Annotated in this window: 12 protein-coding genes and 1 pseudogene; 7 read left to right on the top strand and 6 right to left on the bottom strand. The window is 64.6% G+C overall.

What is annotated here, in order from left to right; genetic code table 11:
• Positions 1-106 precede the first annotated feature (106 nt).
• Positions 107-547: a hypothetical protein gene (locus ACQGNJ_RS14045; RefSeq protein WP_426689865.1), complete on the bottom strand. Its 441-nt coding sequence runs from the start codon at positions 545-547 to the stop codon at positions 107-109.
• A gap of 151 nt (positions 548-698) precedes the next feature.
• Between ACQGNJ_RS14045 and ACQGNJ_RS14040 the strand changes: the two genes are divergently transcribed.
• On the top strand, positions 699-2381 hold the full coding sequence (locus tag ACQGNJ_RS14040; RefSeq protein ID WP_426689864.1) for a long-chain-fatty-acid--CoA ligase: 1683 nt from the start codon (positions 699-701) through the stop codon (positions 2379-2381).
• 92 nt (positions 2382-2473) lie between these two features.
• On the opposite strand, the gene ACQGNJ_RS14035 is transcribed toward ACQGNJ_RS14040, so the two are convergent.
• Positions 2474-2842 (bottom strand): PilZ domain-containing protein, encoded by a 369-nt coding sequence (locus ACQGNJ_RS14035; RefSeq protein ID WP_426690062.1) that lies wholly within the window; start codon positions 2840-2842, stop codon positions 2474-2476.
• A gap of 931 nt (positions 2843-3773) precedes the next feature.
• Here ACQGNJ_RS14035 and ACQGNJ_RS14030 point away from each other — a divergent pair.
• The 4 genes from ACQGNJ_RS14030 to arsC are packed head-to-tail and all read left to right on the top strand — an operon-like array spanning position 3774 to position 7528.
• On the top strand, positions 3774-4709 hold the full coding sequence (locus ACQGNJ_RS14030; RefSeq protein WP_426689863.1) for a segregation and condensation protein A: 936 nt from the start codon (positions 3774-3776) through the stop codon (positions 4707-4709).
• Between the two features lie 49 nt (positions 4710-4758).
• Positions 4759-5616 (top strand): SMC-Scp complex subunit ScpB, encoded by an 858-nt coding sequence (gene scpB, locus ACQGNJ_RS14025; protein ID WP_426689862.1) that lies wholly within the window; start codon positions 4759-4761, stop codon positions 5614-5616.
• The gene (locus ACQGNJ_RS14020) at positions 5613-7157 is read left to right on the top strand and encodes a pseudouridine synthase (protein ID WP_426689861.1); all 1545 of its coding nucleotides are present in this window, start codon (positions 5613-5615) and stop codon (positions 7155-7157) included. The genes scpB and ACQGNJ_RS14020 overlap by 4 nt, the downstream gene beginning before the upstream one ends.
• Positions 7158-7183: 26 nt before the next feature.
• Entirely contained in the window at positions 7184-7528 is a 345-nt protein-coding gene (gene arsC, locus ACQGNJ_RS14015) for an arsenate reductase (glutaredoxin) (protein WP_426689860.1), read from the top strand.
• A gap of 97 nt (positions 7529-7625) precedes the next feature.
• Here the strand turns inward: arsC and ACQGNJ_RS14010 are convergent, their stop codons facing one another.
• The 3 genes from ACQGNJ_RS14010 to ACQGNJ_RS14000 all read right to left on the bottom strand — a co-directional run bounded on the left by ACQGNJ_RS14010 (position 7626) and on the right by ACQGNJ_RS14000 (position 10606).
• A complete protein-coding gene (locus tag ACQGNJ_RS14010; protein ID WP_426689859.1) occupies positions 7626-8426 on the bottom strand; it encodes an amidohydrolase in 801 nt (266 codons plus the stop codon).
• A 2-nt stretch (positions 8427-8428) separates the two neighbouring features.
• Positions 8429-9568 carry a pyridoxal phosphate-dependent aminotransferase gene (locus tag ACQGNJ_RS14005; protein ID WP_426690061.1) on the bottom strand — a complete coding sequence of 380 codons (1140 nt, stop codon included), beginning with the start codon at positions 9566-9568 and terminating at the stop codon, positions 8429-8431.
• Positions 9569-9631: 63 nt separating this feature from the next.
• Positions 9632-10606, bottom strand: coding sequence for a LysR substrate-binding domain-containing protein (locus tag ACQGNJ_RS14000; protein WP_426689858.1), 975 nt, complete (start codon positions 10604-10606; stop codon positions 9632-9634).
• Positions 10607-10781: 175 nt separating this feature from the next.
• On the opposite strand from ACQGNJ_RS14000, the gene ACQGNJ_RS13995 reads away from it, so the two are divergent.
• Entirely contained in the window at positions 10782-12449 is a 1668-nt protein-coding gene (locus tag ACQGNJ_RS13995) for an amidohydrolase (protein ID WP_426689857.1), read from the top strand.
• A 57-nt stretch (positions 12450-12506) separates the two neighbouring features.
• On the opposite strand, the pseudogene ACQGNJ_RS13990 reads toward ACQGNJ_RS13995, so the two are convergent.
• Positions 12507-13381 (bottom strand): annotated as a pseudogene (locus tag ACQGNJ_RS13990) (SDR family NAD(P)-dependent oxidoreductase).
• Between the two features lie 135 nt (positions 13382-13516).
• On the opposite strand from ACQGNJ_RS13990, the gene ACQGNJ_RS13985 reads away from it, so the two are divergent.
• The gene (locus ACQGNJ_RS13985) at positions 13517-13858 is read left to right on the top strand and encodes a hypothetical protein (protein ID WP_426689856.1); all 342 of its coding nucleotides are present in this window, start codon (positions 13517-13519) and stop codon (positions 13856-13858) included.
• The last annotated feature ends 3 nt before the right edge of the window (positions 13859-13861 follow it).

Here is a 13861-nt window from a genome sequence, read left to right as displayed (position 1 = left end):
GCCCCGACTTCCGGGGCGCTTTTCTTGCCCGAAGCCGCTGGCGAGCGATGCCTTCGCGCGGGGTTCGGGATTCGGGATTTGAAAGAACATCGCCCGCAAGCGGCAGCTACATCACATGCTCCCATTTCGCCGTGTAGCAACGCCACCTGCCGTCTTCGTCGCGCCACGCCGATTCGACCTGATAGACGCCCAGCTGATCGGGCAGCAAACGGCCACTGCCGCGGGTCAACGTCACGGTGAAGTTGGCTACCATCCGCTCGCCGCGATGCTCGATCGAAACCGGTCCCATGGTCACGCCGACATGTTCGCCGCGCAGCGACAACAAACGGACCATCGCGGTCAGGCTGCGCCGATCCAGTTCGCCGGCATTGCCGTCGAAATCCTCGCTGATCGGCACGCCAAGATCACTGGCCGATCCGGCCTGGGCCGCTTGTGCGGCAGCATCGATCGCCGCCCTCACCTGTGCCTCGTCGGAGCTCTGCCGGCAAGCCGACAGGGTCAGCACGATGACCGCACAGGCAAGCAGTCGGCAAATCGCTTTTCGCATGGACATCATCGAGGTTACTCGCTGCAGTGCGGCTTGCCGCTGTACGCGGGCGTATGCTCAAATCAGCTGACGCATGATCCATGATGGATGCAAACCACATCCTGATTCCATCATCGGGTCCATCGTCTTCGACAAACAGGGAATTCCAAGCATGAGCAATGAGCGTCCGTGGCTGGAGCAGTATCCGGCTGGCGTGTCCGAACAGATCGACGTCAGTCAATATGCTTCGGTCCCCGCGGTGCTGGAAGAGGCCTTCGCCGCCTTCCGCGATCGCCCGGCGTTCTCCAGCTTCGGCCGCCAGCTCAGCTATGGCCAGATCGACGAGATGAGTCGCCAGTTCGCCGGTTATCTCACCGGCGAACTCAAGCTTGGCCAGGGCGATCGCATCGCCATCATGATGCCGAATGTCCTGCAGTATCCGATCGCGCTGTTCGGCGCACTGCGCGCCGGCCTGATCGTGGTCAACACCAATCCGATGTACACCGCGCGCGAGTTGAAGCATCAGCTGGAAGACTCCGGCGCGAAGGCGATCGTGGTGCTCGACAATTTCGCCGGCACCTTGCAGCAGGTGGTGGCGCAAACCGGGGTGATGCACGTCATCACCACCGGCATCGGCGACCTGCTCGGCTTCCCCAAGGGCGCGCTGATCAACTTCGTGCTGAAGCACGTCAAGAAGATGGTACCCGCTTACCATCTGCCCCAGGCCATGCGTTTCCGCGATGCACTGGCGCGCGGCGCGGCGCACCCGCTGCCAGCGGTGACCCTGACGCATGACGACATCGCGTTCCTGCAATACACCGGTGGCACCACCGGCGTGGCCAAGGGCGCCATGCTCAGCCATGGCAACATGATCGCGAACATGCTGCAGGCCAGCGAATGGATCGGTGCCAACGCCAAGCCCGGCCGGGAAGTGATCATTACCGCGCTGCCGCTGTATCACATCTTCTCGCTGACCGCGAACGGCCTGGTCTTCATGCGCCTGGGTGGCCTCAACTGGCTGATCACCAACCCCCGCGACATGCCCGGCTTCGTCAAGGAGCTGAAGAAATCCGGCTTCACCGCGCTGACCGGCGTCAACACGCTGTTCAACGGCCTGCTCAACACGCCGGGCTTCGCCGAACTGGATTTCTCCAAGCTGCACCTCACCCTCGGCGGCGGCATGGCGGTACAGCGCGCGGTGGCCGAACGCTGGAAGAAGACCACCGGTTGCACGCTGGCCGAAGCTTACGGCCTGACCGAGACCTCACCGGCGGTGTGCATCAATCCGCTGGACCTGAAGGAGTACAACGGCTCGATCGGCCTGCCGGTGCCGTCGACCGACGTCGCCATCTGGTCGGATGAAGGCCAGCCGTTGCCCACCGGCGAAGTCGGTGAACTGATGGTGCACGGTCCGCAAGTGATGAAGGGCTACTGGCAGCGTCCTGACGAAACGGCCAAGGTCCTCGGCGCGGACGGCTGGCTGCATACCGGCGACATCGCGAAGATGGACGAGCACGGCTACTTCTACATTGTCGACCGCAAGAAGGACATGATTCTGGTGTCCGGCTTCAACGTGTATCCGAACGAGGTGGAAGACGTGGTGATGGAGCATCCCGGCGTACTGGAGGTTGCCGCCGTCGGTGTGGCCGATGAACATTCGGGCGAAGTGGTGAAGCTGTTCGTGGTGCGCAAGGACCCGCAACTCACCGAGGAGGCGCTGAAGCAGTTCTGCCACGATCGCCTCACCGGCTACAAGCGGCCGCGACAGATCGAGTTTCGCACTGAATTGCCGAAGAGCAACGTGGGCAAGATCCTTCGCCGCGAGCTGCGCGACGAGAAGAAGCCCGCGGCCTGAGCCCGGCCACCAACAGCCACAAAGGGAAACGCCCGCATGATCCATGCGGGCGTTTTTCGTTTGAGCGCGAGGCCCCGTGCGTGCGGATCGATTCAGCCGTCTTTCCAGTACTCGAGGATGTCGGCGTAGCCACCCAGCAGATTCCACAGCGGCACCTGCTTGTCCTCCGGAATGCGGCTGTAGGAAAAGCCGATGTGATGATCGGAAATCCGCGCGACCGACGCCTCGAGATGGATATGCAGGTTGTGACCGAAGATCATGTCGAGCACCCAACTCTGCCCAACCTCGCCCGACCATCCGAGCGGGCGGCGCAACAAGGCGCCGGTTGCCGAGATGTCCACCAGCTCGGTGGGGTGCGACTCGCCGTGACGGCTCATCAACACCGTCGTTTCGATCTGCATGCGCGCCGGACGCAATTGCTCCGGTGCCGCGCCATCCTGTCCGTTCTTGTCGGTCGCCATCAGTCCACCATCCGTTTGTGCTTGCGTCTGCTCTTGTTCTCGGCAAAGACGCTGCTTCACCTTCATCCTGGAAATCGTCGTCTCGCTTCCTGCATGGACGAGGCAACCATGCCACAACGGATTGCGCCTGTCGGGCTGTATCAAAGCAACCACCGTGCCAGTCCAACACCTACATGCCTCGCAGCGGCGAACGGGGCACCTTCAGCGAGTCGAACCCGACAAAAGCGGACACCCATCTCCCGCTACCGGGTGCTCCGGGAACATGGCATGCCGACCAAGGCAGCCAGCTGGCCGCACAACCTGCAGCAGACGACGCCTCGCCCTGACGCAAGCCGGCCGCAAGTCGACGCTCTTGGTCACATGATGGCGCCCCTGGCCTGCCCGCGTGCATCGCTTTCCCGGCGCCATCCGCCTATTGTGCCTGCGCACCATCCCGCTGCGAAAGTTGCCATCGCCCAGACGGACTTTTCAGCGCCAGACCGACGCATGCCAGACAGCGCTGGACTTGAAGCTGACCAGCCATTACCCTTGCAGCACGCGTGGCACCATCGGAAACAGCTTGCCGAGCAACAGCGGCGACTTCTGGTTACCATGCGATTGCTCTCGAACCGACCAGCGAACAGGCGCGATTTCATTCCCGCCGTTGTTGGCTTGGCGCCCCTGACGTGGCTGACAACCCGCAGTTGGCGTGTACGGTCGCTGGCGACCTGCCTGACCGAACCACAAGCGAGTGGCTTCATCATGCCGTCGTTACGAGCGCGTACGCCACGCCTCGCCTTGTATGATTTTTGACGAACGCAGCACCCCGGGGAATATCGCCTCACCGCCGTGTTCCGAGTACGGACATCCGCATGCCGCACCGGCAAATGAATGACTCCGATCCTGATGAACGCACTGCCAGCCGCCGAAGGCGGCCCCATGACATGCATTGATGAGCACTGAGCCCGTCGTCGAGCCGCAGAGCCCGGTACCTGCAACGCAGGACGCCTTCGCGTCGGTTCCGCAACAGCAGGAAATGCCGTTGGCGATCGTGCGTGGCGAGCCGATGTTGCAGATGCCGCAGGATCTGTACATCCCGCCGGATGCGCTCGAAGTCATCCTGGAGTCGTTCGAGGGACCGCTGGACCTGCTGCTGTATCTGATCCGCCGGCAGAACCTCGACATCCTGGACATTCCGGTTGCCGAGATCACCCGGCAATACATGAGCTACATCGAACTGATGCGCGATGTGATGCGGCTGGAGCTGGCCGCCGAATATCTGCTGATGGCCGCGATCCTGGCCGAGATCAAGTCGCGGCTGCTGCTGCCACGACCACCCGCCGAGGAAGGACTGGAAGAGGATCCCCGCGCCGAACTGGTACGGCGATTGCAGGAGTACGAACGGTTCAAGCGCGCCGCCGAGGACATCGAGGCGATGCCGCGGCTGGAACGCGACAGCGTGGTGGTCCATGCCGAGGTGGGTGAGCGCAACGTCATCAAGTTGCCGCCGCCGCTGGAGTTGACCGAACTGCTGCTGGCACTGAAGGACGTGATGCACCGGGCCGAACTGTTCGGGCATCACGCGATCAAGCGCGAGGCGCTCAGCGTGCGCCAGCGCATGGGTGAATTGCTGAGCCGGCTCGACGACAGCAGCTTTCATCGCTTCGAGAGCCTGTTCGACGTCAGCGAGGGACGCCCGGGCATCGTCGTCACCTTTCTGGCGATGCTCGAGCTGGCCAAGGAAATGCTGGTGGAGATCATCCAGGAGGAACCGCTGGCAGCGATCTACGTGAAAGCGAAGACCGGTCATGCCATGGAAATCCCCGAGCTGCCGCTGGATCAGGAACAAGATGGCGAACCGGCAGTGATCGAAGCTTCCGGCGAATGAACGACACCCTCTGAACGACAGCGACCGAAACGGCATCCGACCCAAGGTTATGCAGATCGAGCAACTCAAATCCATCATCGAGGCCGCCCTGCTGGCCTCCACCCAGCCGATGACTGTGCTGCAGCTGGGCGACCTGTTCGTCGACACCGACGAGGTCAACCGCGAGCAGATCGCCAAGGCGCTCGAAGCGCTGGCGGAAGAATGCGCGGGGCGCGGTGTCGAGCTGAAGGAAGTCGCGTCGGGCTTCCGCTACCAGGTGCGCCAGGAGGTGCACCCGTGGATCTCGCGGATGTGGACCGAACGCCCCAGCCGCTATTCGCGTGCGTTGCTGGAAACGCTGGCGCTGATCGCCTATCGCCAGCCGATCACCCGCCCCGAGATCGAGCAGATCCGCGGCGTGGTGGTGTCTTCCAACATCATCAAGACGATGGAAGAACGCGAGTGGATTCGCGTGGTCGGTTACCGCGACGTGCCGGGCAAGCCGGCGCTGTTCGGCACCACCCGCAGCTTCCTCGACTACTTCAACCTGAAATCGCTGGACCAGCTGCCGCCGTTGTCGGAAATCCGCGACATGGAAGACCCGCAAATGCGCTTCGAGGCCGAGCCCCTGCCCGCGCGCATCGTGCGCGACCTGTCGATCGACCCGGAAGCGGACGCTGCGGCCGAGCGGGAGCACGAAGCGGACCACGATGACACCGAACACCACGCATCCGCGGACGCCGCAGATGCTGACCACACCACGGCCGACGCCGACGCGTCAGCCGCTTCACCCGAGTACGACGAACCCGGCTCCGACACGAGCCCATCCGCCGATCACCCGACTGCCACTGCCGACGAGGCAGCGAACCCCGCCGCGGACGTCGAATCCGACGCCGCCGAGCAAGATCCCGAGGAGTACCGCGCATGACTGCGCCACAGAAATCCGTTCTATCCCTGAAGCGCGAACCGCGCATCGACACCGACTGCCCCGTGCTGGAAGAGCGCCTGCACAAAGTGCTGGCCAATGCCGGGCTCGGCTCGCGCCGCATGCTCGAGCAGCGCATCCAGGCCGGCGAAGTCGAACTCAATGGCGCCCCCGCCGAAATCGGCATGAGCGTGAAATCCGGCGATCGGGTGGTGATGGACGGCAAGCAGTTCGTCGTCGCCACCGACAGCCGCGACGACACCGAGGTGCTGATCTACCACAAGCCCGAGGGCGTGCTGACCACCCGCGACGATCCCGAGGGTCGGCCCACCGTGTTCGAACAGCTGCCGCGCCTGAAGGGCGCGCGCTGGGTCGCCGTGGGTCGACTCGACATCAACACCACCGGCCTGCTGCTGCTGACCACCGACGGCGAACTGGCCAACGGTCTGATGCACCCGAAAAGTGGCCTCGAACGCGAGTACCTGTGCCGCGTGCACGGCGAAGTCCCCGACGAGCTCATCGAACGGCTGAAAGCCGGCGTGGAGCTGGAAGACGGCCCTGCACGCTTCGACGAGATCGCGGTGATCAGCCGCGGCGGCAGCCATAGCTGGTTCCGCGTGGTGATCCGCGAAGGCCGCAACCGCGAGGTGCGCCGCCTGTGGGACTCGCAGGGTTTCCTGGTCAGCCGCCTGAAGCGCATCCGCTACGGCAAGATCGAATTGCCGCGCAACCTGCGCCGCGGCGAGTGCGAAGCGCTCGACGCCGAAAGCGTCAAGCTGTTGCGCCAGGCCACCGGGCTGGGCGCGGCCCAACCCGTGCTGACACTCAGCCCGGTGCTGCATCAGCGTCGTGCCAACCGCAGCGTCACCGAATACCGTCCCGAACGCGGTGCCGGCACGGCCTGGACTGGCGGTCAGGACGAGGCGCGCGAAATACGCGCTTATGACCGCATCCGGGAGGAACCGACCCGCGGTCGCAAGCCGCCGCGTCGCGACGGCAAGGAAGTGAACGGCAACGTGGCGCGCCCCGAGCGCGGCGCCGGTGCGGCCGGTGCTCGCGGTGGCAAGAGCCGACGCGTGGCGCCGGGGCAGGAACTGCCGTCGGTACGCACCTGGTTCGCTGGCGAAAGCCGCGATGGCAGCGGTCGTCCCGGTGCACCGCGCGGCAATGCCGTTGGCGGCGCTGCCGGCAATCGTCGCCCGGCCGGTGGCAAACCCTTTGCTGCGCGTAGCGGTGGCGAAGGTCGTGCTGCGGGCAACCCGTACAGCGGGTTTGCTGGTGAATCACGCGGCAACAGCACGGCCGGCAATCGCGCGCCGGGCAATCGTGGTCCGCGCCCGCAGGGCCAGGGTCAGGGCCAGGCGCAGGGCAATCGTTCGCATGGCAACCAGGCACGCCCGCAGGGACAAGGCGGCAATCGTCCGCAGGGTTCCGCTCGGCCGCAGGGCCAGGGCGGCAACCGTCCGCATGGCGGCGCACGCCCCGGCGGCCCGGCCGGTGGACGCCCGCCGGGTCGCGGCGGCAACCGTTCGGGCAATCGTTGAGCTAGGCAATACAGGACCTCTGAAGCATGGTGCGGATCTACCACAACAACCGCTGCTCGAAGTCACGCGCCACGTTGGTTCTGCTGCAGGAACGCGGCAGCGACATCGAGGTGGTCAACTATCTCGACACGCCGCCGACGGCGGCCGAGCTGGCGACCTTGCTGAAGCAGTTGGGCATGCATGCACGTCAGCTGCTGCGACAGGGCGAGGACGACTACCGGACGCTCGGCCTGGACAATCCATTGCTCGATGACCCGGCGCTGATCGCCGCGATGGTGGCGCATCCGAAACTGATCGAGCGCCCGATCGTGGTCGCCAACGGCAAGGCCGCCCTTGGCCGTCCACCCGAGGCCGTGCTGGCCATACTCTGAGTCCGATGGCGACGACTCGAAAACAAGAAGCCGCCCTGGGGCGGCCTCTTTGTTTTCCTCCGAACGACGGTCGAGCGACCGCCAGACACCGTCGCACTCAAGCGGGATCGAGCACGAACGCGTCGGCATCCATCCATGCCGGAAACCGTTCGCGATGCGCAAGCAACGTCGCCGGATCCAGGGTAACCGTCACTACCTGTTCCTGCGCCCCCAGTTCCAGCAACGGCTCGCCCAGCGGGTCGATTGCCGCGCTGTCGCCTGCATAGGGAATCTCGTTGCCATCCACGCCCACCCGATTCACCCCGACCACGTAGCTGAGATTCTCGATCGCGCGGGCGCGCAGCAGGGTACGCCAGGGTTGTCGACGCGGCGCCGGCCAGTTGGCCACGAACACCGCCAAGTCATAGTCCATGCCGCCTGCGGCGGCAGCCAGCCGACGGTTGCGCAGCCACACCGGAAAACGCAAGTCGTAACAGACCTGCGGCAAGATGCGCCAGCCCTTCAGTTCCACGATCAGCCGCTCGGTGCCGCCGCCGTAACGCGTGTGTTCGCCTGCCATGCGGAACAGATGGCGCTTGTCGTATTGCGCAAACCCGCCATCGGGCCTCACCCACAACAGGCGGTTGTAGACCACCTCGTTCTCGCGGATGGCCAGGCTGCCGCAGAGCACCGCGCCCACTTCGACCGCCAGCGCCCGCAACCACGCCACGCCTTCGCCTTGCATCGTGTCGGCACTGGCGCGCGTATCGTTGCTGAAACCCGACAGGAAGGTCTCCGGCAGCACGATCAGATCGCTACCCTTTGCCTGGCGCACCAGGGCAGCGTAGTAGTCGCGATTGGCCGGCGCGTCATGCCAGCGGGTGGCGCCCTGGATCAGCGACACTTTCAGTGCCTGCATGTTCATAGCCGGCACAGCCGTTCCGCCGCCGCCTCCATGGTGGCGTCGCTCTTGGCGAAGCACAGCCGCAGCAGGCGGGTTCCCGGCGCGCGCTCATAGAACGGCGTCAGCGGAATTGCGGCCACGCCGCCCTGCTCGACCAGCCAACGGCTGAAGGCCAGGTCGTCCTCATCGCGTATCGCCGAATAATCGACCAGCTGGAAGTACCCGCCCGGCACGTCGAGCAGCTTGAAGCGCGATGGCGCCAGCAGCGCGCGGAAACGATCGCGCTTGGCCCGGTAGAACGCCGGCAGGTCCAGATAATGCCGCGGCGTACTGGCCATGAACTCGGCGAACGCAACCTGCGCCGGATGGAAAGTGCAGAACGTGAGGTATTGGTGCACCTTGCGGAACTCGGCCGACAGTGCGGCCGGCGCCACCGCATAACCGACCTTCCAGCCGGTGCAGTGGTAAGTCTTGCCGAAGGAGGAGATCACGATGCTGCGTTCGGCCAGTTCCGGATGACGCAGCACGCTTTCGTGGGCACCTTCATAGACGATGTGCTCGTACACCTCGTCCGACAACACCAGGATCCGGGTGTCGCGCACGATCGCCGCCAACGCTTCCAGATCGGCAGCTGACAACACCGCACCGGACGGATTGTGCGGGCTGTTGATCATGATCATCCGCGTCTTCGGCGTCACCGCGTCGCGTACACGTTGCCAGTCGATCGAGAACGCCGGCACGGTCAGCGGAATATGCACCGCGCGCGCGCCCTGCAGGTCGATGGCTGGTTCGTAACAATCGTAGGCCGGATCGAACACGATCACTTCCTCACCGGCGCGCACCGTCGCGGCGATCGCCGCGAAGATCGCCTCGGTGGCGCCCGAAGTCACCGTGATGTCGGTGTCCACATTGAGTTTGCGGCCATACAGTCGCTCGGTCTTCAGAGCGATCTGCTCGCGCAATGCGGCCGTGCCGTGCATCGGCGCGTACTGGTTGCGGCCTTCGTTCATGGCGCGGTTGAGTGCGTCGCGCAGCTCCTGCGGCGGCTCGAAATCGGGGAAGCCCTGGCCCAGGTTGACCGCCTTGTACTCCAGCGCGAGCTGGCTCATCACGCTGAAAATGGTAGTGCCGACTTTCGGGAGCTTGGTTTCGATCATTGTCATTTGGCCGTATGGATGTCCAAAAAGGTCGAGCGTAGCGCATCGACGCGGTGGCGCGCATCAGTACCCCGGCAGTGCTTCCAGTGGACGCTGCTTGCACTGCTCGTGCTTCAGCAAGGTGGTAGCCGGCAGCCGTTCGGCCAGGAAATCGACCAGCGCCCGCACGCCGGGCAGCATCCCGCGCCGGCTGGGATAGACGAAGTGCATGGTGCCTTCGGGCACGCTCCACTCCGGCAGCACCACTTCAAGGTCGCCGGCGGTGATCGCCGGTGCGCAGACGAACTCCGGCAGCAACGCCACGCCCATGCCACGGCGGGCGGCTTCCAGCAGCACGGCGAAGTCGCCGGTGATCAGGCGCGCCTGCACTTCCACGTTGACCTGGATGCCATCCGCATCGATCAGTTCCCACGTCTGCGCACCTTCGTGCTCACGCATCGACAAGGCAGGCAGCTTTGCCAGTTCGTCAGGCAGGGCCGGTCGCCCATGGACATTCAGCAGTGTCGGACTGGCCACCAGCTTGGTGCGCGAATGGCCGAAGCCCCTGACCACCAGATTTGCATCGGTATCCAGCTTGTTGCGCACGCGAATCGCCAGATCGTAGCCCTCGCCGATCACGTCCACCCGGCGATCGCTGGACAACAGTCGCACCTGCATTTTCGGATATAGCGCCAGGAAGTCCGGCAGCAGATGCGCCAGCACCGTCTGCGCCAGCGACACCGGGCAACTCAGGCGCACCACGCCGCGCGGTTCGGCACGCAATTCGTCCACCGCGTCCTGTGCCGCCTGGGCCTCTTCCAGCACGGCACGGCAATGGCCGTAGAAGCGTTCGCCCACTTCGGTCACCACGAAGCGGCGGGTGGTCCGCTGCAGCAGGCGTACACCAAGGCGCTCCTCCAGTTGCGCCACCCGTTTGCTCAGACGTGACTTCGGTACGCCCAGGGCGCGACCGGCCGCGGAGAACCCGGCGTGCTCGACCACCGCCGCGAAGAAATACAAATCGTTGAGGTCCTGCAAGGCGCCGCTCAATACCGTCATCGTCGTTTCCCTTCAGGGACGATTGATCATGAATAATCAATTTTCTGCCAGATTGTTCTGAATATATCCGCTTTACGTCGAGGGTCAACCGGATTCTCGAGCGCTGCACGCGGTGGAAAAACCCTGGCCAGAGCGACACACTGGAGCTTCGTTCATCCGCCACCGGAATCCATCCATGAACCGTTCGCTGTGCCTCTCACTGCTTGCCCTGCTGGCACTGTCGCCAGCCACGCGGGCCGCCGACCTGCTGGTCAGCAACGTCAACGGCTACACGCTGGACGGTAGCGGCAAGCTGCAACATTTTCAGGCGCTGCTGGTGGATCAGGGCAAGGTGGTCGCCACCGGCACCAGCGCTGACCTGAGCCAACGCGCGGGCAACGCCAGGGTCGTCGATGGCCACGGCCAAACCCTGTTGCCAGGTCTGATCGATGCGCATGGCCATGTGCTCGAACTCGGCTACGCGCGCAACAGCGTGGACCTCAGCAGCACGACATCGCTGGACGAAGCCCTGGCCAAAGTGAAGGCCTATGCCGCCGCACACCCCGAGGCAAAATGGATCCGCGGTGGCGGCTGGAACCAGGAGATCTGGAAGCTGGGGCGCTTTCCGACGGCCAGGGAACTTGACACCGTGGTGTCGGATCGGCCGGTATGGCTGAGCCGCATCGACGGTCACGCCGGCTGGGCGAACTCGGCGGCAATCAAGCTGGCGGGCGTCACCAAGGCCAGCAAGGATCCCAGCGGCGGCCGCATCGAGCGTGACGCCAACGGCAATCCGGATGGCGTCTTCGTCGATGGCGCCGGCGACCTGGTCAATGCCGTGATTCCCGCCTTGACCACGCAGGACAAGGTGGCCGCGCTGGACACCGCGCTGGCCGAGATGGCCAGCGTCGGCCTTACCGGCGTCAGCGATGCCGGCATCGATCTGGAAAGCTACCAGCTGTATCGCCAGTACGCCGACGCGCACAAGTTGACTGCGCGCATCTACGCGATGATCCGCGACACGGGCGACGATTTCGATGCGATCAGCAAGGACGGCCCGCTGATCGGCTACGGCAACGACTTCCTCACCGTGCGTGCCGTCAAGCTGTTCGCCGACGGCGCACTGGGCAGCCGTGGCGCGGCCATGCTCAAGCCCTACTCCGATGACCCGCGCAACAGTGGCCTGCTGTTCCTTCCACCGGCAACGATGACCGCGAAGATCGAAAAGGCCTTCGGCAAGGGCTATCAAGTGGGCATCCACGCGATCGGTGACCGCGCCAACCGCGAAGTGCTGGACAGCTTCGCGGCGGCATACAAGACCCACCCTGACGCGAGGGCTCTGCGCAACCGCGTCGAGCACGCGCAAATCGTCTCGCTGCAGGACATTCCCCGTTTCGTGAACCTGCAGCTGATCGCCTCGATGCAGCCCACCCACGCCACGTCGGACATGAACATGGCCGAGCACCGCATCGGCCACGACAGGATCAAGGGCGCCTATGCCTGGCAGCGTTTCCTCAAGCAGGGCACGGTGATTGCCGGCGGCTCGGATTTTCCGGTGGAGTCGCCCAATCCGTTCTACGGTCTGTATTCGGCGGTCACCCGCGAGGATCACCAGGGCAAGCCGCCGGGCGGCTGGTATCCGCAGCAGGACCTGACGCTGACCGAGGCGCTGCGTGCATTCACCCTCGACGCAGCGTATGCCGAGCACGCCGAGAAGACCCTGGGCACGCTGGAGCCGGGCAAGTGGGCCGACTTCATCCTGGTCGACCACGATGTCATGAAAGATCCTTCCAGCAAGCTCTGGAATACCCGGGTGCTGCAGACCTGGGTGGGTGGCAGACAGGTCTACGCCGCCAGGGAGTGATCGCCGGAAAAACATGCCGAGCAGGCCGGCAATCTGCCGGTCTTCTCCTGGGCGCGATCAGATAGCCGAGGTCTTGCCGCCATCCATCGGGATGATCACGCCAGTGACATAGCTGGCACACGCCGACGCCAGAAACACCGCGACGTCGGCAATCTCCGCCGGCTCGGCCATGCGTCCCAGCGGAATGCCAGCGAGCTGGCTGGCCAGCACCGCCTCGCGCGATTTGCCGCTGGTACGCGCTGCGACATCCAGGCCTTCGTCGACGCGACTGGTGCGGGTGATGCCGGGGTTGATCGCATTCACCCGCCCCCCTTGCCGGCGTATGCGTTCGCATAGCCCACCGCAGCCAGCATCAAGGCCGCGTTTGCCGAACCACCACCGATATGCTGCGGATTGGCCTGACGGCCGCCCTGCCCGATCACGTTGACGATGCTGCCCGTACCGCGCGTGCCCATGCGGCGGATCACCGGATCAATCGCGTGCATGTAGCTGAGGTACCTGGCCTGCATTGCCGACAGGATGGCGGCCGCATCGAGTTCCTCCGGCACAGCGCGGCGGGCGGCACCGGCGCAGTTGACCAGCACGTCGATCGGGCCGTGATCGTTGCCGGTGCGTTCCATTGCCGAATGCGCTGCGACAGCGTCCTTGAGGTCCGCTGGCTGCACCTTCATGGCCAGACCCAGGGATGCCAGGTGCTCCTGCGCGGCACGCAGATTCGCCGGATCGCGGGATACGCCGATCACCCTGGCGCCTTCGCGCGCGAAGGCGATCGCGCAAGCCAACCCGATGCCCTTGCTCGCGCCCGTGACAACGACGGTCTTGCCCGCCAATTCAAGCTCCGCATCCACCTCCGGATTGATGCGCACATTCAAGCATGCTGCTGCCAGCCCGGTGGTTGCCGGCAGCGCTGGCGTCCCGGCCCGCAGGGCCATTTGACGCGATCCGTCCGCCGAACCGCCTAGGCCATCAGTCATGTTGCCAATGGGCAACTTTCCTCTTGACGCTGTAAAAGTCGGTGTTATAGTTCACTACAACACCACCAAACGAGGTCACCAAGGAGGCCCGTCATGAAAGCGCACAACCTGATCGCCAGCGCCGCCGCCATCCTGCTCACCGTCGCCAGCCTGAGCGTCGTCAATTACAACGTTGACAGCAAGCCTGCCGCAGCCAGCCAGCATGGCGCCGCCCGCATCACCAACCTGGCGCCGGTCCAGGTCCATCCAAGTGCTGCCGAAATGCGCAGCGCCGCCCTGCTGAACGATAACGACACCGCCGCCATCGGCTCAGTGCCGACCCTGGGGCGCCTGGACGGATCCGGCAACACACAGCAGTTCAGCCTGCTCGGGTCGCAATTGGTCATGCCCTACTATTCGTTCGGCAACAAATTCGGTCGCATCAGCAAGGAATAAGAC

The sequence above is a fragment of the Rhodanobacter ginsengiterrae genome (assembly GCF_050026815.1).
Taxonomy (GTDB): domain Bacteria; phylum Pseudomonadota; class Gammaproteobacteria; order Xanthomonadales; family Rhodanobacteraceae; genus Rhodanobacter; species Rhodanobacter ginsengiterrae.
The sequence above is the reverse complement of the archived record's forward strand: the minus strand, read 5'-3'. Positions and strand labels throughout refer to the sequence as shown.

Excerpts from the sequence above, each read along its gene's own strand:
- ACQGNJ_RS14030 (WP_426689863.1), top strand. The coding sequence starts at position 3,774 with ATGAGCACTGAGCCCGTCGTCGAGCCGCAGAGCCCGGTACCTGCAACG.
- ACQGNJ_RS14020 (WP_426689861.1), top strand. The coding sequence starts at position 5,613 with ATGACTGCGCCACAGAAATCCGTTCTATCCCTGAAGCGCGAACCGCGC.
- ACQGNJ_RS14005 (WP_426690061.1), bottom strand. The coding sequence starts at position 9,568 with ATGATCGAAACCAAGCTCCCGAAAGTCGGCACTACCATTTTCAGCGTG.
- ACQGNJ_RS14035 (WP_426690062.1), bottom strand. The coding sequence starts at position 2,842 with ATGGCGACCGACAAGAACGGACAGGATGGCGCGGCACCGGAGCAATTG.
- scpB (WP_426689862.1), top strand. The coding sequence starts at position 4,759 with ATGCAGATCGAGCAACTCAAATCCATCATCGAGGCCGCCCTGCTGGCC.
- arsC (WP_426689860.1), top strand. The coding sequence starts at position 7,184 with ATGGTGCGGATCTACCACAACAACCGCTGCTCGAAGTCACGCGCCACG.
- ACQGNJ_RS14010 (WP_426689859.1), bottom strand. The coding sequence starts at position 8,426 with ATGCAGGCACTGAAAGTGTCGCTGATCCAGGGCGCCACCCGCTGGCAT.
- ACQGNJ_RS14000 (WP_426689858.1), bottom strand. The coding sequence starts at position 10,606 with ATGACGGTATTGAGCGGCGCCTTGCAGGACCTCAACGATTTGTATTTC.
- ACQGNJ_RS14045 (WP_426689865.1), bottom strand. The coding sequence starts at position 547 with ATGCGAAAAGCGATTTGCCGACTGCTTGCCTGTGCGGTCATCGTGCTG.
- ACQGNJ_RS13985 (WP_426689856.1), top strand. The coding sequence starts at position 13,517 with ATGAAAGCGCACAACCTGATCGCCAGCGCCGCCGCCATCCTGCTCACC.
- ACQGNJ_RS13995 (WP_426689857.1), top strand. The coding sequence starts at position 10,782 with ATGAACCGTTCGCTGTGCCTCTCACTGCTTGCCCTGCTGGCACTGTCG.
- ACQGNJ_RS14040 (WP_426689864.1), top strand. The coding sequence starts at position 699 with ATGAGCAATGAGCGTCCGTGGCTGGAGCAGTATCCGGCTGGCGTGTCC.